The following is a 19728-nucleotide window of genomic DNA, read 5'->3' as shown; positions in this document are numbered from 1 at the left end:
CGCATGGGCCAGCCCCCGCAGCTTCCCGACCACGATGATGTCCCCCACCGCCACCACCTCGGCCCCAGGGTTCACGTCCCCCAAGATCACCACCGTTCCCGGCGACTCAATCCGGCTGCCGGCCCGCAGGGTTTGGTCAATCACCTCAGTGTAGGGGATTAACTTCTCACCGCGTTGGGGGCGCAAGCTCAGGCCGCGAGGGCGACCGATCTCTAAAAGGGCTTCCAGCACCTCCTGACTGACCGAACCCCCCACCTCGACCTCGAGGGGGGACTCTGGGAGGTCTGCCAGGGCCTTGCGCAGCATCTCTGGGGTCTCGTTGCCATCGAGCCGGATGGAAAGGGCGTTGAGGGTGGCGCGGATGCGCATGGCTGAGGTTATACCACACCCACCCCCGGGGATAGGGCCCGTTGCTCCCAGCGGGATTAGCGGTTGGCGATGTGAATGGCCATCTTGTGCAGGTTCTCGGCCGCCTCCATGATCCCCTCGGAGAGGGTGGGGTGGGCATGGACGGTGAGGGCGATATCGGTCACGGTGGCGCCCATCTCCAGGGCCAAGGCCACCTCGGCGATCAGGTCGGAGGCATCGGGGGAGAGGATATGGGCCCCCAGCAGCAGGTCGGTTTCGGCGTCCCCGATGAGCTTAACGAGCCCGTCGGTAGAACCCAGGGTCAGGGCCCGGCCCGAGGCCGAGAGGGGAAACTTGCCCACCTTGACCTTGTACCCGGCCTTGGCGGCCTCCTCCTCGGTCATGCCGACGGCAGCCCACTCCGGGCTGGTGTAGACCACATTGGGGATCTGGTAGTCCATGGCGGCGTTGCCCCCAGCGGCGTTTTCGGCGGCGACCAGGCCCTCCTTCATGGCTTTGTGGGCCAGCAGGGGGGGGCGGGTCACGTCGCCGATGGCGTAGATGCCGGGCACGCCCGTCTCCATGCGCTCGTTGGTGGGGATGTAGCCGCGCTCGTCCACCTTGACCCCAATGGCCTCGAGCCCCAGCCCCTTGCCCCGGGGTCGCCGCCCGGTGGCGACCAGAATCTTGTCCACCACCAGGGTCTCTTGCTTGCCGGTCTTCACGTCTTCCAGGGTTACGTGGAGGCCGTCTTTTTTCCTCTCCACCTTCACGCCCTTGGTGTTGGTGCGGATGGCGATGCCCTGCTTGCCCAGAACTTTGGCCAGCAGGCCGGCGGTCTCGGGGTCGGCGGCGGGCAGAATCTGGCCCATGAACTCAATCACCGTGACCTCCGCCCCCAGCCGCTTATAGACCTGGGCGAACTCGAGGCCAATCGCTCCCCCGCCGATGCACAGTAAGCGCTTGGGGAACTTATCCTCGACCCGCAGGGCCCCGGTAGAGTCCACGATGTCCTTCTGGTCTACCTCGAAGCCCGGCAGGGGATTGGGCTCGGAGCCGGTGGCCACGATGAAGGTTTGGCCCTGGATGCGTTCCCCCCCGACCTCGATGGTGTTCTTGTCAACGAACTTGGCAAAGCCGGTCTTGAGGTCTACCTTGTTGCCTTTGAAAAGCTGCCCCACCCCGCCGGTGAGCTTTTTGACCACGCTGTCGCGCCAGCCACCCAGCTTTTTGGTGTCGAGCCTGGCCTCTTTGACCTCGAGGCCAAACTCCGAACTGTGGCGGGTGCTCTCGAGCTCCTCGGCAGCGTGCAACAGGGCTTTGGTGGGAATACAACCCACGTTCAAGCAGACCCCGCCCACGTACTCCGCCTCCACCGCCAGTACTTTCTTGCCCAGCTGGGCCGCCCGGATGGCCGCGTGGTAGCCGCCGGGGCCGGTGCCGATCACGATGACGTCGTAGGTTGCCATACCTCACCTATTATGAGCTAAACCTCAGCCTCGAGGGCTTGAAGGGTCAAATTGCTTCCAGCAGCATGGTTTCAGGGCGCTCGAGCAGCCGGATCACTTCCTTGCAGAACCGCGCGGCCTCGGCCCCGTCCACCAGCCGGTGGTCGAAGGAGAGCGAGAGGTACATCATGTGGCGCACCACGATCTCGTCGCGGTCGTTCACCACCGGGCGCTTCTGGATGGAGTGCACCCCCAGGATGGCCGCGTCGGGCACGTTGATGATGGGGAAGCTGAACAGGGCCCCAATCGAGCCGATGTTGGTCACGCTGAAGGTGGAGCCGGTCATGTCCTCGGGGGAGAGCCGGTTGCTTCGGGCTTTCTCGGCCAGCTCGTTGATCTCCGCGGCGATCTGTAGGATGGATTTCCGGTCCACATCCTTGACCACCGGCACCACCAGCCCGGCCTCGGTCGCTACCGCCAGGCCGAGGTGGTAATAGCCTTTGAGCACGACCTCCCCTTTGGCCTCGTCCATGGAGGAGTTGAGCGGGGGGAACTTTTTCAGCGCGATGACCAGGGCCTTGAAGATGAAGGGCAGGTAGCTGAGCTTAACCCCTTGGCGCTCGGCTTCCGGCTTGAGCCGCTCGCGCAGGGCCACCAGCTCGGTCAAGTCGGCCTCGTCCACCGAGAGGGTGCGTACGGTGTAGAGGTGCGAGGCCACCATCTGGTTTGCAATAGCCCGCCTCAGGCCGCGCAGGGGCACGCGGGTCTCGAGCCCTTCATAGCCCTTGGGGGATTTGTATTGCACCGGGGCGGGGAACCCCGCAGGGCCCGCTTTGGCTTGGGGGCTTGGCGCAGGGGAAGAGGCTGCTGCGGGAGGGGGGGTTTGGGCAAAAGCCTTGACATCCTCCACCCGGATGCGGCCATTGGGGCCGGACCCAGGGATCTGGGCCAGTTCCAACCCCAGGTCCCGGGCGAGCTTGCGGGCGGCTGGAACCGCAATAATTCGCCCCGAAGGGGCGGGTTTAGGGGCCTCGAGGACAGCGGTGGAGGCGGCTCGAGGGGCAAAGGGGTTCTTGACCTGCTCCGGCTTGGCATCCGGCTTGAACAGGGAAAGGCTGGCCCCGTCATCCTCAACCACGCGACCAGGCTCGACGATGCTGCGCTCTTCCTGGGCCTGGAGGTTGGGTGTCGGGCGATTGGTGTCCGGGACCGAATCTTGGTTGCTGGTGGAGGAGGCTTGATTCCGGTCGCTGACGACCCCCCCAACCTCACCCGGCTCCGCAACCATCGCGATGGGGGAGTGTACCGCCACCACATCGCCCTCCTTGACCAGCTTTTGCAGCAGTACCCCCTCATAGGGACTGGGCAACTCCACCGTGACCTTATCGGTCATCACCTCAATGAAGGGCTGGTCTTTTTTGAGGGGCTGGCCCTCATCCACCAGCCATTTGAGGATTTCGCCTTCCACCACAGATTCAGCGAGCTCGGGCAGAACGATTTCTTTGGGCATATCGCTCCTAATAATCTAGCACGCGCTTGGCGGCATTCAGGATTCGCGTTACGGTGGGCATATAGAGCTTATCCTGAGCATAGGGATACGGGATGTCGAAACCGGTCACCCGGGTGGCCGGGGCCAAAAGCTGATCAAACAGCTCCTCCGAGACCGTCGCGGTGACCTCACTGGCAATGCTGGCGGTGCGGGGGGCCTCGGAAATCATCAGCAGGCGCCCGGTTTTGGCCACTGAACTCAGCACGGCCTCCTTATCCCAAGGCAGCACGGAGCGCAGGTCAATCACCTCGGGGCTAATCCCCGCAGCGGCCATCTCCTCGGCAGCCTTGAGGGTCTCGAGCATCGGTCCCCCATACGAAACCAGGGTGATGTCGCTGCCTTCGCGGCGGACAGCAGCCTTGCCAATGGGGATGAGGTAGTCTTCCTCGGGTACCTCTTCTTTGAGGGCCCGGTAGAGCCGCTTGGGTTCCATGAAAACCACCGGATCATCGTCTCGGATGGCGCTCTTGAGCAAGCCCTTGGTGTCGTAAGGGGTGGAGACCACCACCACCTTGAGCCCGGCGGTATGGGCAAAGTGGGCCTCGGGGCTCTGCGAGTGGTGGTGCCCGCCCTTCACCCCGCCGCCGGTGGGCATCCGCACCACCATGGGGGCGGTGAACTGCCCCCCGGAACGGTAGCGGAGCTTGGCAGCCTGGGAAAAGAGCTGGTCTATGCCGGGAAACACGTAGTCGGCAAACTGCACCTCGGCTACGGGGCGCAGCCCGTGGGCAGCCATCCCCACCGCCGCCCCGATGATCGCCGCCTCGGAGAGGGGGGAGTCAAAGACCCGGTCTGGACCGAAGGTCTTTTGCAGGCCTTCGGTCGCTAAAAAGACCCCGCCGCGCTTGCCTACATCTTCGCCAAACAAGACCACCCGCTCGTCTCGGTGCATTTCCTCGCTGAGGGCGGTGTTGATGGCCCCAATCATGGTTAGGGTTGGCATGACAATACCTCACGTCACAGGTCACAGCCTCGAGCCGCAAGGCTGCAAGGCTCGAGGCCCCTTTTAGCGAAGCTCCTCCAGCACGATTCTCCGCTGCTCTTCCAGGTGCCAGGGGCGGCTGGATAGCACGTCCTCGAACATCCACTCCACCGGGGCCTCACCCGCGGCTTGGGCCTCCTCGAGAGCGGTATCGAGCTGATGGGTGATTCGGGCGCGGAGCTCGGCCTCGGCGGCCTCACTCCACAGACCCTGGCCCTCCAAGAATTTTCGGTACCGCAGGATGGGATCGCGCTTCCGGGCAGCCTCCACCTCAGCCTTAGGGCGGTAGCGGCTGTCGTCATCCGCGGAGGAGTGGGGGCCGTAGCGATAGACCTCCAGCTCGACCAGGGCTGGGCCATGGCCGGCCCTCGAGCGCTCCACCACCTCCTTGAGCACATAGAAACTGGCCAGCACGTCCATCCCATCCACCCGGTAGCCGGGGATGCCGTAGGCCCTGGCTTTCTCGGCGACGTTGGGGGAGGCGGTCTGATGGGTGAGCTCCACGCTGATGGCGTAGCGGTTGTTCTCACAGACAAACACCGCGGGGGCGCCCTGTACCGCCGCGAAGTTGACCCCGGCATGCCAGTCGCCTTCGCTGGTGGCCCCGTCGCCAAAGGTGCAGACCGCAACCTGGCCGGTGCCCCGCAGCTTCATGCTGATGGCGGCACCCGTAGCGGGGGGGACATGCGAGGCAATGGCGGAGCCGACGGTGAAGATATGGAGCGCTTTAGAGCCGGCGTGTGAGGGCATCTGACGGCCCTTGGCCGGGTCGGCGGCACTGCCCAGCATCTGACCGAAGATCTCTACCAGCGGAACCCCCATGGCCAGGGCCAGCCCCATGTCGCGGTAGTAGGGGAAGAGCCAGTCAAAGCCCTTGCGCAGGGCATTGGCCACCGCGACCTGGGCCCCTTCGTGCCCGGAATGGGGGGCGACGAAGCTGGTTTTCCCGGTGCGGATCAGGATGGTGAAGCGCTCATCGAGCATTCGCGCGGCGACCATCTCGCTGTAGAACCGCTCGAGCGTGGCTGGGTCCAAGTCCAGCTCGAACGGGGCAATCCAGACCCCCTCCTCAGATAGCACCCGAATGGGCTCGGGGGTGAAGGGTTGAAACTCGATTTGATCCTTGATCATGCCTTCCTCCTAGGAACCTGGGATGGCCAGTGTTCCTGACTGGCTAGGCCCTGGGTAAGGGCCACGGCGTGGCCGCGCCTCCTTGGGTAAAGGCGAGCGCGGGGAAAACGGAAAGTCCAGCCCATTGAGGCTGGAGCAAAGGCGGTATGCACCGAGCAGCGGTGACAAAAAGGGCATGGAGGGTGCTGGGCATAAAGACCTTTGATGCTTGGAATTATAGCGCGTTCGCCAGGGCCATGGATTGGCCGTAGCTTACGGAAGGGCTCGAGGCCTGTCTACAACGCTGGGCTAGACTGGGAACCGAAATGCGTATCAAAGTTTGTGCCATCGGTAAGCCCCGGTTGGCCTATGCCAAGGCGGGTCTGCAGGAATACGCGGCGCGCTTAGAGCGATACACTCGCCTCGAGCTGCTCTACCTCAAGGAGGGGAGTCCAGCGCAGGAGGGGGAACGGTTGCTGGGGGCCTCGCAGGGGTACCTGCGGGTGGCCTTGGATGAGCGGGGCGAGGAGGTGGATACCCTGGGGCTTAGGGCCCGGCTGGGGGCCTGGGAGATGCAGGGGGAAAAGGGGGTGGCGTTTTTGCTGGGCGGAGCCGAGGGGCTTTCCCCGGCGGTGCGGGCCGAGGCGGATTGGGTTTGGGCGCTTTCCAAGCTCACCTTACAGCACGAGCTGGCCCTGGTGGTGCTCTTGGAGCAGCTGTACCGGGCCGAGACCCTGAAGCGGGGGGAGCCCTATCACCGCTGAGCGGTGGAGTACCGCGGTTGCTCCTCAGGAGCGGCTGTGTTAGATTCTGGCATTATTTAGCGGGGGAACGGTTGGAAGCGGCTCCGGTCTCGGCGGTGAAGGATACGGCGGCAATCGCTCTCGAGCGCTTGAGCATGGTCTATGGTGAGGGTTCGGAGCGGGTGCGGGCCCTGGACCGGATCAGCCTCGAGATCGGCCACAATGAGTTCTTCACCCTGCTGGGGCCCTCCGGCTGTGGCAAGACCACCCTGCTGCGGCTTATCGCGGGGTTCGAGCAGCCCACTGAGGGTTCGATCCGGCTCTACGGCCAGCCTTTAGAGGGGCTGCCGCCCTATAGGCGCCCGGTGAACACGGTGTTCCAGAGCTATGCCCTGTTTCCCCACCTGAGCGTGGCGCAAAACATCGCCTTTGGCCTGGAGATGCTGGGTAAGCCCAGGGCCGAGATCGCCCAGGTGGTGCGGGAGATGTTGGGGCTGGTTAAGCTGGTAGGGTACGAGAACCGCAGACCGGCTCAGCTCTCGGGCGGGCAGCAGCAGCGGGTGGCCCTGGCCCGGGCCCTGGCCAACCGCCCCAAGGTGCTGCTGCTGGACGAGTCGCTTTCGGCCCTGGACCTCAAGCTGCGCAAGGAGATGCAGCTCGAGCTCAAGCGCCTCCACGCCGAGACCGGGATCACCTTTGTCTTCGTCACCCACGACCAGGAAGAGGCCCTGACCATGTCGGACCGGATCGCGGTGATGCAGGAGGGGCGCATTGCTCAGGTCGGTACCCCCACCGAGATCTACGATGCCCCCAACAGCCGCTATGTGGCGGATTTCATCGGGGAGACCAACTTCCTAAAGGCGAGGGCTCGAGGGGGGGTGCTCTTGCTCCCGGACGGCAGTTCCCTGCCCACCCCCGTCCACACCCCCGATGGGGAGGTGACCCTGGCGATCCGGCCCGAGCGAGCCCGGTTGAGCGCGGACGGAAGCGGGATATCGGCTCGGGTCAAGGATGTGGTTTACAAGGGCACCGACACCATTTACCTGCTCGAGCTGCCGGGTCAGGAGCCATTTCAGGTGCGCTCCCAGAATCGCTTGGGGGCCCTACAACTGGTGAGGCCGGGAGACCCGGTGGGGCTTGAGTTGCCGCCCGAAGCGGTGCGGGTGCTGAAGGAGTAGAGATGGCCACCCCTTCGCGCGAGGTCACCTCTATTGCCGGCGGTTCGGCCCGGCGGGCGCTGGAGCGCCGGGATCTGCTGACCCGCTGGGCCCTGATCCTGCCGGCTGGGCTCGTTTTGGTGGGGCTCATGCTGCTCCCGATGCTCCTGATGGCCCTGATGTCCTGGCTCGAGCCGGGCAGCTTTGGCGGGGTCAGATGGGGGCACTATACCCCCGAGGCTTACATCAAGTTCCTCTTCGACCGGAACCTCGACGACTCGCTCTCGCTCAATACCGACTACCTCTCGATCTTCTCGCGCTCCTTCGGCCTGGCCTTCATCACCATGCTGATCACCCTTCTGATCGGTTTTCCGGTCTCGCTGTATATCGCCCTGCAGACCCCCCGCCGTCGCCAGTGGCTGATCTTTCTGGTCACCATCCCTTTCTGGACCAACCTCCTGGTGCGCACCTACGCCTGGATTTTGCTGCTGCGCAATGGTGGGCTAATTGAATCGGGGCTGAAGCAAATGGGTCTGCTGCAGGGCTCGTTGGATCTGCTGTACACCCCCATCGCGGTGCAAATTGGCCTGGTCTATGCCTTTTTGCCCTTCATGGTGCTGCCGATCTACACCAGCCTGGAGAAGCTGGACTGGCGCTTGCTCGAGGCCGCCTTTGACCTCTATGCCAACCGCTGGAAGGCCCTGTGGCGGGTGGTGCTGCCGCTGGCCGCACCGGGGGTAATCGCGGGCTGCATTCTGGTGTTTGTCCCCGCCCTGGGCACCTACTACATCCCCGAGCTGCTGGGCGGGGCCAAGAGCTTGATGATCGGTAACCTCATCCAGCAACAGTTTGGGGCTTCGCGCGACTGGCCTTTTGGGGCGGCGCTTTCCTTCGCCTTGTTGGCGCTGGTGCTGCTGTTTATGTTGATCTACGCCCTGCGTTTTCGGGGTAAGGGGAGCCTGCTATGATCAACCCCCGCAACCCCCTCTGGCGCTTTCCCGGCTTGTTCTGGGTGATGGTGCTGTTTTTTGCGTTTTTGTATGTGCCAATTTTCGTTTTGGTGGCCCTTTCATTCAACGCCAACCAGGTGGCCACGATCTGGACGGGATTTAGCTGGGATTGGTACAAGGGGGTGCTGGACAACCCCAACATCCTGCGGGCCGCCCAGAATTCGCTGATTGTGGCGACTGCGGCCACCCTTCTCTCCACCCTTGTGGCGGTTGCGGCCGCGGTGGGCATGACCGGGCGCCGGTTTCGCGGGCAGAACCTGTTCAACGGCCTGGTGGGGTTGCCCCTATTGGTTCCAGAAATTGTGACCGCGGTGGCCTCGCTGCTGTTTTTTCTGGCCATTGGCTTACAGCTGGGTCTGCTCACGGTTATTCTGGCCCACACGGTATTCTGCATTCCGTTTGCCTACCTGCCGATCCGGGCCCGGCTCGAGGGGCTTGACCCTCGACTGGCCGAGGCCGCGACCGATCTATATGCCAGCCCCTGGCACACCTTTCGCCGGGTCACCTTGCCCCTGCTGGTTCCCGGAATTGTCTCTGGGGCCATGCTGGCCTTCATCACCTCGATGGATGACTTTGTGATCACCTTTTTTGTGGCAGGAGCCGGGGCTACCACGTTGCCGGTCTATATCTTCGGTATGATCCGTACCGGAATCACCCCGGAGGTCAATGCGATTTCCACCCTGTTGCTGGGGGTTTCGGTGCTGTTGGTGGCCCTCTCGTTTGTGGTTGGGCAGCGGGGACAAGCGCGCTGAACCCGGTGTCCCCCAAGTGTCGGATGCGCGGTTAAGGAGGAGAAGGTATGAAGAAAACCATCGGTATCCTTGCGGCTTTTCTAGCCCCTCTGGCCCTGGCCCAGGGGCAGAGCATCAACCTCTACAACTGGTCCAACTACATCCCGCCGGAGCTGCTCAAGCAGTTTGAGAAGGAGACCGGTATCCGGGTTAACCTGGATGTCTACGACTCCAATGAATCGCTCCTGGCCAAGCTCAAGGCCGGGGCTACCGGGTACGACGTGATTGTGCCCAGCGATTACATGGTCAAGATCATGATTGATCAGGGGCTCCTGGAGAAGATTGACACCTATAAGTTGCCCAACTTTAAAAACGTGGCCGATTTTTCTACCAAACCGCCCTTTGACCCCAAGCGGGAGTACAGTGCGCCCTACATGTGGGGTGTAACCGGGTTTACCTATGACTCCGCGCGGGTTCCGGGGGGGAAGCTCGAGGACAGCTGGAAATCCTTCTTTGAGCCACCGGAGGCCCTCAAAGGCCAGGTGGTGGCCCTCAACGATGCCAGCGACTTGTACAGTGCTGCGGCCTACTATCTGGGGTTTGACCAGTGCACCGAAGACCCCAAGCAAGCCGAGAAGATCCTGGAGGTGCTGCTCAAGCAAAAACCCTATCTGGCCGCCTACAACTCCGATGGAACCATCGAGCGGATGCAGGCCAAGGAAGTCATCATGCACCAGCAGTGGAACGGAGCCGCCCACCGCACCAAGGAGAAGCTACCCACCGCGGTGTTCGTTTACCCCAAGGAGGGCTTGCCCTTCTGGAACGACAACTTCGCGGTGCCCAAAGGGGCCAAGAACAAGGCCGGAGCCATCCGGTTCATCAACTGGATGATGGACCCCAAAAACATTGCGGTGGCCTCGAACTTCACCGGTTACAACAACAGCATCAAGGGGTCCTCGGCCTACTTTGACCCCGCCCTCAAAACCGACCCTGCCGTGAACACCCCCGCCAACCTGACCAGCCGCTTCCGGCCCAACAAGATTTGCTCGCAGAAGGCCATTGACCTGCGCGACAAGGTCTGGACCCGGCTGAAGCGCTAACCCGAACCCAGGGGCCCCATGATCACCGTTTACAGCGAACTCCATAAACTCCACCATGGCCGGGGTGAGTGGATGGCCGGACAACTGGTACCGGTCTTTGAGATGCCGCGCCGGGCCGAGATCATCCTCAGCCGTGTACAGGAGGTCAGGCTGGGGGAGGTGATCGGGCCTCAAGAGTTTGGTCTGGACCCGATTTTGCGGGTTCACTCGCCGAACTATGTGCGCTTTTTGCAAACCGCCTGGGCGGAGTGGAGCAAGCTGGGCCGCACCCACGACGCCCTTCCCTACGCCTGGCCGGTGCGGCGCATGAACCAGGGGCTCGAGCCCCAGCAGATTGACGCCCGGTTGGGGTTCTTCTCTTTCGATGCCGCCTCCCCCATCACCCCGGGTACCTGGACGGCCGTCGCCAGCAGTGCCAACGTAGCCCTGACCGCCGCCGAGCAGGTCCGAGGGGGCTCGAGGGCGGCCTTCGCCCTCTGCCGCCCCCCCGGTCATCACGCGGCCCAGGACTATATGGGGGGGTACTGTTTTCTCAACAACGCCGCGATCGCGGCGCAGTACCTGCGCGACCAGGGGGCCGAACGGGTGGCCATCCTGGATGTGGACTATCACCATGGGAACGGCACCCAAGCCATTTTTTACCCCCGCGCTGATGTGTTGGTGGTGAACCTGCACGCCGATCCCAGGGTGGAGTACCCCTACTTCTTGGGCCATGCCGACGAACGGGGGGAGGGGGCAGGGGAGGGCTACACCCTCAATTACCCCATGCCCTGGGGAACGGAGTTCCCGGCCTGGATGGAGCGGCTCGAGCACGCCTGTCGGCAGATTCAAGCCTACGGGCCAGAGGTGTTGGTGGTCTCGCTGGGGGTGGACACCTTCCGGGGTGACCCGATCTCGCAGTTCCGGCTCGAGAGTCCCGACTACCTGCGCGTTGGGGAGCGGATTGCTAGGCTCGGCAGGCCCACCTTGTTTGTAATGGAGGGGGGGTATGCGGTAGAGGAGATTGGGCTCAACGCGGTCAACGTGTTGCAGGGGTTTGAGGACACCGCTTAATCGTTTGCTACACTGAGCCTGGAGGCCCCCAGTGCGGTGGGTCAGCCAGTTAGTGGACCGTTGAAAAACCTTCCTTCCATCCTCGAGCGGCTCTCGTTTCTCCCCAACCTGTACCTGGTGGGCGGTGCGGTGCGCGATATCCTGCTGGGCCTCGAGCCCGAGGACCTGGATTTTGCCACCTCAGCCCCACCGGAGGTGGTCTTGCGCCTGGCCCAGGAGCACGGCCTGGAGGCCATCCCCACTGGCTTGGAGTACGGCACCGTCACGGTGTTGCTGGGGCACCACCCCTATGAGGTCACCACCTTTCGCCGGGATGTGGAGACCTACGGGCGCCATGCCCGGGTGGTCTGGGGCCAGAGCATCGAGGAAGACCTCTCGAGGCGAGACTTCACCATTGGAGCCATTGCCATGGACGCCGGCGGTAGGGTGATTGACCCTTACCGGGGGCAGGCCGACCTCGAGGCCAAGCGGCTGCGGGCGGTGGGGGATCCCCGCCAGCGGTTTCGTGAGGATTATCTGCGGGTGATTCGGGCGGGGCGCTTGGCGGCGCGTTACGGTTTCGAGATCGAGTCGGAGACCCTCGAGGCAGCCCGCCAAGCGGCTTCGGAGGTGCTTTCCCATGTGGCTGTAGAGCGGGTTACGGCGGAGTTCAATAAAGCCTTTCAAAACGGCACCCCCAGCCGCTTTTTGCGCTACCTCTACGATCTGGGCATCCTGCAGCGCCTGATTCCCGAGTTTGAGGGTACCGACCGGCTGCGGCAAAACCCCCGGTGGCACCCTGAGGGGGATGTGTTGACCCATGTGCTCGAGGTCGTGGACCGGGCGGAGCCTGAAGTGCGTTGGCATGCCCTGCTGCACGATGTGGGCAAGAGGGATACCGCGGAGTGGAAACCCGAAGGCTGGTACAGCTTCCATGGCCATGAGGTGGTGGGGGCGGAGCGTATCCCCCGAATCGCCCAAGACCTGCGCTTGTCGAGCGAGCTGCGCCAGGAGCTCGAGGTGACCACCCGGCTGCACATGGTTCCGGTGCTGACCCCGCCTACCCCAGGAGCGATCCGCAGGTTTCAGGCCCAAGCCGGGCCCCACCTGCTCCGGCTCGAGCAGCTCTGCCGCGCAGACGCGGGAGATCGCCGAGACCCCGCCGCCTGGAAGTTCTTTGAACCCCAGCCGGTGCCGGTGCAGCCGCTGCTGAAGGGGCGCCACCTGGTGGAGCGGGGGCATACCCCAGGCCCGGAGTTTGGTCGGCTGCTGAAAGCGGCTTTTGCCTATCAGCTCGAGACCGGAGAGACCGCGATTGAGCGGCTGTATCAAGCCGCATTGCGGGCCGAGGGGCCACAGCGCTAATCCACCGCCGAGGGGGCTTCTGTCCGGTTGGACGGGGCTCTGCTACCCTTAAGCCATGCCACTTCCCATCGTGTTTCTTCACGCCTTTCCCTATGGCCCGGCCATGTGGGAGGGGCAGCTTGGGGTGCTGCGAGACCATCCGGTTTTGGCCCCGGACCTCCTGGGGAAGGAGAGCCTCGAGGCTGCCGCCGCCGCGGTGCTGTTGGCGATGGACGACCAGGGCTGGGACAAGGCCGTGTGGGTGGGGCTTTCAATGGGGGGCTACACCGCTTTCCGGCTGTGGAGCCTGTCGGCTGAGCGCTGTGCGGGTTTGGTGCTGGCTGATACCCGGGCCACCCCGGACACCCCTGAGGGCCGGGCCACCCGAGCGGAGCAGGCCGCCCGAATTCGGCGCGAAGGGCTGGGCTTCTACCCAGACCTCCTGCTGCCCAGCCACCTCGGCTCGACCACGCGCGCGCGGCGCCCTGAGGTGGTTGAGCGGGTGCGTAGGCTCCAGTTGGCAGCCGACCCCGAGCAGACCGCGCGCAGCCTCGAGTCCCTGGCCAATCGCCCCGACTCAGGGCCCCTGTTGGGCCAGATCCATGTGCCGGTTTTGCTGCTGGTGGGCGAGGAGGACACCATTACCCCGCCCACCGAGGCCCGCCAGATGGCCCACGCGATCCCCGATAGCCGGATGCTGATCCTGCCCGAAGCAGGGCATTTGAGCAACCTGGAGAACCCCAAGGCCTTTAATACCGCACTGCTGGGGTTTCTAGCGGAACTCAGGCGCTAGCTCCAGGGGCCTTGGCTCGAGGTTGGGGGCGGGGCTGTCGCCAGCCACAGGGCTAGGGTGTCCTCTGGAGCCAGCGGCGAGGGGTTGCCCAGTCGCTCCTGTAGCGCAGGGTGGGGCCATAACCGGCCCAGCACCCGCCCCAGTTGGGCGCGATAGGGCTGGGGGAGGGTCGCGGCGGCGGCAAGCCGGGTCCAGGCGGCTTCCTCCTGGCCCAGCCCCAGCAGGGCGTGCACCTCGAGCCCCAGCTTCCCGCTGAGGATACCGGGGTCGGGCAGATCCCCTATCTGCACGGTTTGGGCCAGGGCCTCGCCCCACTTGCCCTGCCGGGCTAAGGCTTCGGCGTAGCCTAGCCGGGCCTGGGCCTGAAAATAGGGGTCGTTTTGCTTGAGCTGGGGACGCAGCAGCCGTTCAGCCTCGAGCGCGGGGCTAAGCAGGGATAACAGCAGAGCCACATCTAGGCTCAGCGCCGCGTAGCGATCCCCCGGCAGCCGCTGGGCCTGCAACTCCCCCTGTAGGCTTTCCAGGATGCGGGTGGCTTGTGCGGAGTTCTGCCCACCGGGAAAGGGGGCTAGGTAAGGCAAGCCGGTATCGCGCACCCAGTAGGCCACCGCCATGCGGAAGAGGGTGCGGCGATGACGATAATGGGCTTCCTCAGGCCGCTCTTTGACCTCGCGGAAATAGGCCTCGGCTTCGGCGGCCTGAGCTAGGGCTTCGATGGGGCGACCCCGAGCGGCCTCGAGCAGGCTGGCTTCGCTCTGGGCCCTGGCCCGGATGAAGGGATCGGGGGTTTCGCGTACCGCACGGTAAAGGTGCTCTTCTGCGGGGGAAAACTTGGCCAGGCGGCGCAGCACCGTGCCAAAGCGAGCCCGCACCCGGGCGATCTCCTCGGTGGGAGCCCCGGCCTCCTCGAGGGCCCTCAAGCCTTGTCCCATCAAGCTTTCGGCCTCATCAACCCTTCCCAGCCGCAGGAGCAGGTCGCCCGATTGGTAGCGGGCCCGGCCTACCAGGAGAGGGTCGTGGGTCACCTGCTCGAGGGCCTCCAGGGCCTCGGCGAAGCGCCCAGCGTCCTTGGCCACCAATCCCTGCCATAGCCGTACCCGGTCGGCCAGAAAGGGGGGAGTGGGGAAGGAAAGGGCCTGCCGCACATAGCCCTCGGCCTGGATGTAGTCCCCCTGCCAACGCTCTATGGCCGCCCAGACCAGCAGTCCTTCGGCCCCCACCTCACCTTGAAGCTCCTTTGGGGTGGGGAGCAGCTCAAGCGCCGCGGGGAACTCCCCTGCGTCCACCTTGGCCTCTGCCGACTTAACTCGGGCCCAGGTTTGGGTGGTGGGCTCAGGGGAGTGGGCCAGAATGTCCAAAGCCTCCAGGGCCTCGGGGTGGGCATACTGCCCCAAAACAGCCCGGTAGCGAACCACGGCCATGGCCAGCTTCTCCCGCTCGAGGCGGGGCCAGTTTGCGGACTCCGACCACAGCTTGGGCAACAGCGAGAGTCGGCTGGGATCCTGGGAGAGCAGTTCCAGCAGCCGGTCGAGGCGGCGTGCCCCCAGGGCATGATGGAGCTGGCGGAATACATCCTCTTTGAAGAACTCCAAGGCCAGCGTGTGTAGTCGCCGGGACTCGCGTTCGGGCACCTCGGGCAGCAGGGAGCGCAAGGCGGGTCGTACCTTGCCTTCACCCATGGGGCTCAGCAGGGTACGCTCAGCCTGCGAGAGCTTATCCAGCCCCTTCCCCAGGGCCTTCTCGAGCAGCCCCACCGGTACCGCGGGATCGGCCTCGGGGGAAAGGATGCTCAGGGCCTGCAGCATGGGTCTCAGGGCGGTGTCCTGGGCCAGGTTGGGGGAACTGCCTTGGGTCTGGGCGGCCTCGAGGAGCACCAGCCGCGACAACTCGGCAAAGTTGCGCCCGGCCTGATTGACCAAGGCCTCTACCCGTTCGGGAGCCAGGTCCGGCAGGCGGTCCTTGACGTAGCGCCGGGCCTCGGCCCGACTCGGGGCGGAGAGGGGGCTCCAGGCCAGGTTGGGCGGGGGTTCGGAGAGCCCAGCCAAGAAGGGAATGGTCAGGCCGCGCAGCAGCGGCTCGAGCCAGGCCGCCAGCCCTACCGGGTTGCCTTGGGGGTCCCGCAGCGGCAGGCCCCCAATCTGCCCTTCCTTCTCGGCCCGCAACAGCAGCGGTTTGCCATAGGTGTTGAGGGCCTTGGCCAGATCGGAGCGCAGCTCGCCTTGCAAGGCGGCCTGCAGGGCGTAGGGCTGGGTAGGGGAGAGCTGGGCCAGGGTGGCCTCGAGCTCTACCCCCAGCCGTTCCGCCAGGGGATAAAGGTGCTGGGCCAGCTCACCTCCCAGGTTGAGGCTGAGGCTTTCCGGAATGGCCCGCTCCACCGCGGCCAACAGCACCCCTTTGCCGGTTACCGCCCCACCCACCATCACCATCTGCGGTTTTTCCCCCGCCTCGAGCCCCCGCACAAACCGCCGAAACAGCCGCCGTTTATCCCGTCCCAGAGCCCGCCGAGCCGATTCCAGGGCCAGTTCTGAAGGCAGGGAGGGGGCTTCCAGCCCGGCCTCGGTGTAGAGGTCGGCCAGCACATCGAAGAGCCTCAACTTTTCCTCCGGGCTCCCCAGATCCTTGTACAGGATGTTGCGGACGGTCCCGGCCCGCCCCCCTCGCTCCGCCACCGCCGCCTCGAGCCAGCGCAGGCTGCCCTTCTTGCCGCGGTGGTCCCGCCCGCTAAGCCGGGCGCGCAGGATCTCCAGATGGGTTTGCCAAAGTGTACTAACCTCACCCACAGTAAGTACACTATACCGTACAACCGCTGAGGCCTAAGGCCGGGATTGGCCTTAGGCCGGAGGGTGAAGGGGTTGATCCCCTATTCGCTGGGCTGCAGATCGTAGAGTTCCAGGGCCTCGCTCCAGGCCTGGGCCAGGGCTAGCCCATGCACCGGATGGCCGATGCCGTGGATTTGATCCTGCCCCAGCGTGGAAGGGGCCAGGGCCTCGGGGGGGCTCGAGTCGGTCCTCTCTGGGTTCATGGGGTGCTCCTTTCCTAATGAAACTGCGCTTCCTCGGTGGAGCCGACCAGGGCCGCAGTGGAGGCCCGTCCGGCGGTAATGGCCATCAGCACCTGGTCGAAGTAGCCCGCACCCACCTCACGCTGGTGCTTGACCGCGGTGAAGCCCTCCTTTTCGGCGGTGAACTCGAGCTGCTGCAACTCCACAAAGGCGCTCATGCCGCGCTCCTGGTAGCCCTTGGCCAGCTCGAAGGTGCGGTAGTTGAGGTTGTGCCAGCCCGCCAGGGTGATGAACTGGAACTTGTAGCCCATGGCCCCCAGCTCCCGCTGGAACTTGGCGATGGTCTGGTCGTCGAGGTTTTTCTTCCAGTTGAAGCTGGGTGAGCAGTTGTAGGCCAGCATCTTGCCGGGAAACTCGCGGTGGATGGCCTCGGCGAACTTGCGGGCCACTTCCAGGTCGGGGGTGCTGGTCTCCATCCAGAGCAGGTCGGCATAGGGGGCGTAGGCCAGGCTGCGGGTGATGCAGGCCTCGAGGCCGTTGCGAATCCGATAAAAGCCCTCGGGGGTGCGCTCCCCCTCCTTCACAAAGGGCTGGTCGCGCTCGTCAATGTCGCTGGTGAGCAGGGTGGCGGCCTCGGCGTCGGTGCGGCAGATGATCACGCTGGGCACGCCTGCAACATCGGCGGCCAGCCGGGCGGCGTTGAGGGTGCGAATGTGCTGCGAGGTCGGAATGAGTACCTTGCCCCCCAGGTGGCCGCACTTTTTCTCGCTAGAGAGCTGGTCTTCCCAGTGCACCCCAGCGGCCCCGGCCTCGATCATGCCCTTCATCAGCTCGAAGGCATTCAGGGGCCCGCCAAACCCGGCCTCGGCATCGGCTACGATGGGGGCGTACCAGTAGTGCCCGCCCGCGCCTGGCGGAGGCGCGCCCTCGCTGCGCTCGATCTGGTCGGCCCGCATGAGGGCGTTGTTGATGCGCTTGACCACGGCCGGAACCGAGTTGGCGGGGTAAAGGGACTGGTCGGGGTAGGTCTGGGCACCCAGGTTGGCGTCGGCGGCTACCTGCCAGCCCGAAAGGTAGATGGCCTCGAGGCCCGCCTTCACCATCTGCACGGCCTGAGCGCCGGTGTAGGCCCCAAAGGTGTTCACGTAGGGGCGGGTGTGCAAAAGCTCCCACAGCCGCTCGGCCCCCACTTTGGCCAGGGTCTGCTCGGGCAGAAGGCTGGGGCGCAGGCGCACCACGTCCTCGGCGGTATAGTCGCGCTGGATGCCTTTCCAGCGGGGATGGATCTCCCACTCCTTGGCAAGCTTATCGGCCTCGAGCTTCATCTGGGCGGTGAGTGCAGGCATGCTCCCTCCTGAATGGCCCCAGTATGGGCTGAGCAGGGTGGCCTAGAGCGGGTGTAAACCCCCAGCCCAGACACCCTGCTTGTGGTGTGAGAGCACCGAAGTACACTCGAGCGAGTGTGCATAAATTTGTGACTACACCAAAACAAATTCCATGAGGAAGCTTAAACACGTGATCATAGGCTGCCTCGATAAGTCCCCCAAGCACAGAGGCGCTTTAGAGGTTCGAGGCTTGTTAAGAACTCCTTAAGCTGGCCCCCTATCTTTGGCTTTGCTCTTTCCGGTACGTTTTGAATGGGGAAGGCTCTCATGGTAAAACAGCGATGGTCCCTTCTGCTGGTGCTGGTGTTAGCGGCTTGCTCCAAGCCTACCTCTATGGGGGGAGATCCAAACCCCCCCTTGGGCGGCGCGACGGCCAGCGAGGCGGACCTAAAAACCGCTACGCAGAGCTATGATGCCAGTGCAAGCACGGTACGGGACGGCAGCAACGGGGAAATCGCCAGCTATTTCTCCACCCTACAAGCGCCCTTTACCCTGAGATTGGCAGACTTCCTGGGGCTCCCAGATTTCTTCAGCCAGGTGGGCGGCCTGCTGGGGGCCCAGGGGGTGGCTGCCCAAGTCAGCGCCACGCTGCCGCGGGGGAACTGGGATTGCACCTCTGGGGCCTGTCTGCAAAGCGCAGGGGATGACTACGATGTGAAATGGAAGACCCCGGGCGGTAAGTACGCCGAGCTGTACCTAGACTGGAATGGCTCGAGCAGCGGGGTGGCTTTGGCTACCGTGACCGGCCACCTGCTCCAAGACCCATCCTCGACTCTCGAGGTCCCCACCAAGCTCATCGGCAAGCTGACCCTGGCCGACGATGCCAGCGGCAAAAACCTACAAACCCTGATGACCCTGAATCGCAACGTGAGCTACCCGAAGAGCAGCTGCGTTAGCAACAGCTATGTGATTGATGTGCCCGACAGCCAGCGATTGGTGGTCAGCCTGAAGCGCGCTGATGGCTCAACCCTCCTGAACGTCAGGAATTTTGAGACCACGGTCACCAGCAACACCCTCACCACCAAAGGGGACCTCACGGCCAACTCAGCCGGAAAGACCATCAATGCCAAGTGGGACCTAAGCACCAATGGTACGGTATTGCGGGGCAGGTGCGGTGAATATGGTGGGATCATCGCCAGCAACCTCAGCGGTACCGTGAGCACGGACAACGGCACCCACGCGCTGGCCTTCGCGGTGGTGGCCAACAAGTTCACCACCAATCCCTCTTCCATTGTTTTTGCGGACAGCACCTTGACGGTAGATGGCCAAACCGTGAAGTTTAGCGGCTCTACGGAAGACACCAACAAAGACGGATACATCGGGGATAACCTCACCCTGAGCTTTGCGGGCGGCCAGACCCTCAAACTGGCCGAGTATTTGAAGAAATACCATCCCAAAAAGTAGCGGTGGCCTGTCTGGCTCCTCACACGCTCCCCTCAGCCAAGCCTTGCTATGATGGGGCCGGTTTTGGAGGCCAGGATGAGACGATGGATGGCGGTGGTGGCGGTGTTGGCCGGGTTAGCCCTGGCTCAGGTTCCGGTATACCCTGAAAATACTGTGGGCATCGGCTTTGGGATCAGCCGGGGGATCGTGCTCGAGGGGAGCGCAACCCTACCCTTTAGCCCCTTGGGGATAGACACCGGACTAGACGCCGAGGTCATCGTGCCCACGGCGTTTAATGGCGCAGAGGTCTGGGCCTTGTTCAAGGCCAACCTGCTGCCTGCCTTGACCCTGGCGGACCTCCCCTTTTCGGTAGGGGTGGGTCTGGATGCCAGCTTCAACACCCTAGACAGCACCTTTGGCAGTCACCTGGGGCCCATGGCCACCGTCGAGTTTCCCGGTGGGGCCATCTCGGGTTACCTGGGGCTTGGCTACAAGGGGGGATTCAACCTGGCCTATGGGCTCGGGGGGCGGTTGTACTTGGATCCGGTGGCTTTAGAGGTGGCGGTATCGGATCGCTACCCGCTCAAGCTATCGCTGCTCTACCTATGGTAG

18 protein-coding genes are annotated in these 19728 nt (G+C 64.1%); 10 read left to right on the top strand and 8 right to left on the bottom strand.

The annotated features are described in order from the left end of the window. The 5 genes from Mgrana_RS04470 to Mgrana_RS04450 all read right to left on the bottom strand — a co-directional run. The coding region (locus Mgrana_RS04470; protein WP_119356397.1) for a septum site-determining protein MinC at positions 1-369 on the bottom strand (369 nt) is incomplete at its 3' end. A gap of 56 nt (positions 370-425) precedes the next feature. Further along, positions 426-1817 (bottom strand): dihydrolipoyl dehydrogenase, encoded by a 1392-nt coding sequence (gene lpdA / locus Mgrana_RS04465; RefSeq protein WP_119356396.1) that lies wholly within the window; start codon positions 1815-1817, stop codon positions 426-428. A 46-nt stretch (positions 1818-1863) separates the two neighbouring features. Next, positions 1864-3306, bottom strand: coding sequence for a dihydrolipoamide acetyltransferase family protein (locus tag Mgrana_RS04460; RefSeq protein ID WP_119356395.1), 1443 nt, complete (start codon positions 3304-3306; stop codon positions 1864-1866). 7 nt (positions 3307-3313) lie between these two features. Continuing rightward, positions 3314-4288 (bottom strand): alpha-ketoacid dehydrogenase subunit beta, encoded by a 975-nt coding sequence (locus Mgrana_RS04455; RefSeq protein ID WP_119356394.1) that lies wholly within the window; start codon positions 4286-4288, stop codon positions 3314-3316. A 63-nt stretch (positions 4289-4351) separates the two neighbouring features. Next, positions 4352-5458, bottom strand: coding sequence for a thiamine pyrophosphate-dependent dehydrogenase E1 component subunit alpha (locus tag Mgrana_RS04450; RefSeq protein ID WP_119356393.1), 1107 nt, complete (start codon positions 5456-5458; stop codon positions 4352-4354). 305 nt (positions 5459-5763) lie between these two features. On the opposite strand from Mgrana_RS04450, the gene Mgrana_RS04445 reads away from it, so the two are divergent. The 8 genes from Mgrana_RS04445 (at position 5764) to Mgrana_RS04410 (ending at position 13347) form a co-directional block, all read left to right on the top strand. Further along, positions 5764-6201 (top strand): 23S rRNA (pseudouridine(1915)-N(3))-methyltransferase RlmH, encoded by a 438-nt coding sequence (locus tag Mgrana_RS04445; RefSeq protein WP_119356392.1) that lies wholly within the window; start codon positions 5764-5766, stop codon positions 6199-6201. Positions 6202-6272: 71 nt separating this feature from the next. Further along, positions 6273-7358, top strand: a complete 1086-nt coding sequence (locus tag Mgrana_RS04440; RefSeq protein ID WP_240631245.1) for an ABC transporter ATP-binding protein — start codon at positions 6273-6275, stop codon at positions 7356-7358. 2 nt (positions 7359-7360) lie between these two features. Beyond that, complete coding sequence (locus Mgrana_RS04435) at positions 7361-8305, top strand: ABC transporter permease (protein ID WP_119356391.1); 945 nt, start codon at positions 7361-7363, stop codon at positions 8303-8305. Beyond that, positions 8302-9099, top strand: a complete 798-nt coding sequence (locus tag Mgrana_RS04430) for an ABC transporter permease (protein ID WP_206075048.1) — start codon at positions 8302-8304, stop codon at positions 9097-9099. The genes Mgrana_RS04435 and Mgrana_RS04430 overlap by 4 nt, the downstream gene beginning before the upstream one ends. A gap of 47 nt (positions 9100-9146) precedes the next feature. Next, the gene (locus Mgrana_RS04425; RefSeq protein WP_119356390.1) at positions 9147-10178 is read left to right on the top strand and encodes an extracellular solute-binding protein; all 1032 of its coding nucleotides are present in this window, start codon (positions 9147-9149) and stop codon (positions 10176-10178) included. Between the two features lie 18 nt (positions 10179-10196). Further along, positions 10197-11231 carry a histone deacetylase family protein gene (locus Mgrana_RS04420; protein WP_119356389.1) on the top strand — a complete coding sequence of 345 codons (1035 nt, stop codon included), beginning with the start codon at positions 10197-10199 and terminating at the stop codon, positions 11229-11231. Positions 11232-11291: 60 nt separating this feature from the next. Then, on the top strand, positions 11292-12575 hold the full coding sequence (locus Mgrana_RS04415) for a CCA tRNA nucleotidyltransferase (protein ID WP_119356388.1): 1284 nt from the start codon (positions 11292-11294) through the stop codon (positions 12573-12575). 55 nt (positions 12576-12630) lie between these two features. Next, positions 12631-13347, top strand: a complete 717-nt coding sequence (locus Mgrana_RS04410; RefSeq protein WP_119356387.1) for an alpha/beta fold hydrolase — start codon at positions 12631-12633, stop codon at positions 13345-13347. Here Mgrana_RS04410 and Mgrana_RS04405 read toward each other — a convergent pair. From Mgrana_RS04405 to aceA, 3 genes are all read right to left on the bottom strand, one after another. Then, the gene (locus Mgrana_RS04405) at positions 13344-16127 is read right to left on the bottom strand and encodes a tetratricopeptide repeat protein (RefSeq protein WP_119356386.1); all 2784 of its coding nucleotides are present in this window, start codon (positions 16125-16127) and stop codon (positions 13344-13346) included. The two genes, Mgrana_RS04410 and Mgrana_RS04405, sit on opposite strands and share 4 nt — an antisense overlap. Positions 16128-16207: 80 nt before the next feature. Then, entirely contained in the window at positions 16208-16369 is a 162-nt protein-coding gene (locus tag Mgrana_RS16790; RefSeq protein WP_170146395.1) for a hypothetical protein, read from the bottom strand. Between the two features lie 14 nt (positions 16370-16383). After that, positions 16384-17694 carry an isocitrate lyase gene (gene aceA, locus Mgrana_RS04400; protein ID WP_119356385.1) on the bottom strand — a complete coding sequence of 437 codons (1311 nt, stop codon included), beginning with the start codon at positions 17692-17694 and terminating at the stop codon, positions 16384-16386. A 306-nt stretch (positions 17695-18000) separates the two neighbouring features. On the opposite strand from aceA, the gene Mgrana_RS04395 reads away from it, so the two are divergent. Both Mgrana_RS04395 and Mgrana_RS04390 read left to right on the top strand, forming a co-directional pair. Further along, positions 18001-19137, top strand: a complete 1137-nt coding sequence (locus Mgrana_RS04395; RefSeq protein WP_147021121.1) for a hypothetical protein — start codon at positions 18001-18003, stop codon at positions 19135-19137. Positions 19138-19212: 75 nt separating this feature from the next. Then, on the top strand, positions 19213-19728 hold the full coding sequence (locus Mgrana_RS04390; protein WP_119356383.1) for a bioflim formation protein: 516 nt from the start codon (positions 19213-19215) through the stop codon (positions 19726-19728).

It is taken from the genome of Meiothermus granaticius NBRC 107808, assembly GCF_003574355.1.
GTDB lineage: Bacteria > Deinococcota > Deinococci > Deinococcales > Thermaceae > Meiothermus > Meiothermus granaticius.
The sequence above is the reverse complement of the archived record's forward strand: the minus strand, read 5'-3'. Positions and strand labels throughout refer to the sequence as shown.

What these genes read in the sequence shown, in the direction of transcription:
- lpdA (WP_119356396.1), bottom strand. Translation starts at nt 1,817, where the DNA reads ATGGCAACCTACGACGTCATCGTGATCGGCACCGGCCCCGGCGGCTAC.
- Mgrana_RS04460 (WP_119356395.1), bottom strand. Translation starts at nt 3,306, where the DNA reads ATGCCCAAAGAAATCGTTCTGCCCGAGCTCGCTGAATCTGTGGTGGAA.
- Mgrana_RS04455 (WP_119356394.1), bottom strand. Translation starts at nt 4,288, where the DNA reads ATGCCAACCCTAACCATGATTGGGGCCATCAACACCGCCCTCAGCGAG.
- Mgrana_RS04450 (WP_119356393.1), bottom strand. Translation starts at nt 5,458, where the DNA reads ATGATCAAGGATCAAATCGAGTTTCAACCCTTCACCCCCGAGCCCATT.
- Mgrana_RS04445 (WP_119356392.1), top strand. Translation starts at nt 5,764, where the DNA reads ATGCGTATCAAAGTTTGTGCCATCGGTAAGCCCCGGTTGGCCTATGCC.
- Mgrana_RS04435 (WP_119356391.1), top strand. Translation starts at nt 7,361, where the DNA reads ATGGCCACCCCTTCGCGCGAGGTCACCTCTATTGCCGGCGGTTCGGCC.
- Mgrana_RS04430 (WP_206075048.1), top strand. Translation starts at nt 8,302, where the DNA reads ATGATCAACCCCCGCAACCCCCTCTGGCGCTTTCCCGGCTTGTTCTGG.
- Mgrana_RS04425 (WP_119356390.1), top strand. Translation starts at nt 9,147, where the DNA reads ATGAAGAAAACCATCGGTATCCTTGCGGCTTTTCTAGCCCCTCTGGCC.
- Mgrana_RS04420 (WP_119356389.1), top strand. Translation starts at nt 10,197, where the DNA reads ATGATCACCGTTTACAGCGAACTCCATAAACTCCACCATGGCCGGGGT.
- Mgrana_RS04410 (WP_119356387.1), top strand. Translation starts at nt 12,631, where the DNA reads ATGCCACTTCCCATCGTGTTTCTTCACGCCTTTCCCTATGGCCCGGCC.
- Mgrana_RS16790 (WP_170146395.1), bottom strand. Translation starts at nt 16,369, where the DNA reads ATGAACCCAGAGAGGACCGACTCGAGCCCCCCCGAGGCCCTGGCCCCT.
- aceA (WP_119356385.1), bottom strand. Translation starts at nt 17,694, where the DNA reads ATGCCTGCACTCACCGCCCAGATGAAGCTCGAGGCCGATAAGCTTGCC.
- Mgrana_RS04395 (WP_147021121.1), top strand. Translation starts at nt 18,001, where the DNA reads ATGGTAAAACAGCGATGGTCCCTTCTGCTGGTGCTGGTGTTAGCGGCT.
- Mgrana_RS04390 (WP_119356383.1), top strand. Translation starts at nt 19,213, where the DNA reads ATGAGACGATGGATGGCGGTGGTGGCGGTGTTGGCCGGGTTAGCCCTG.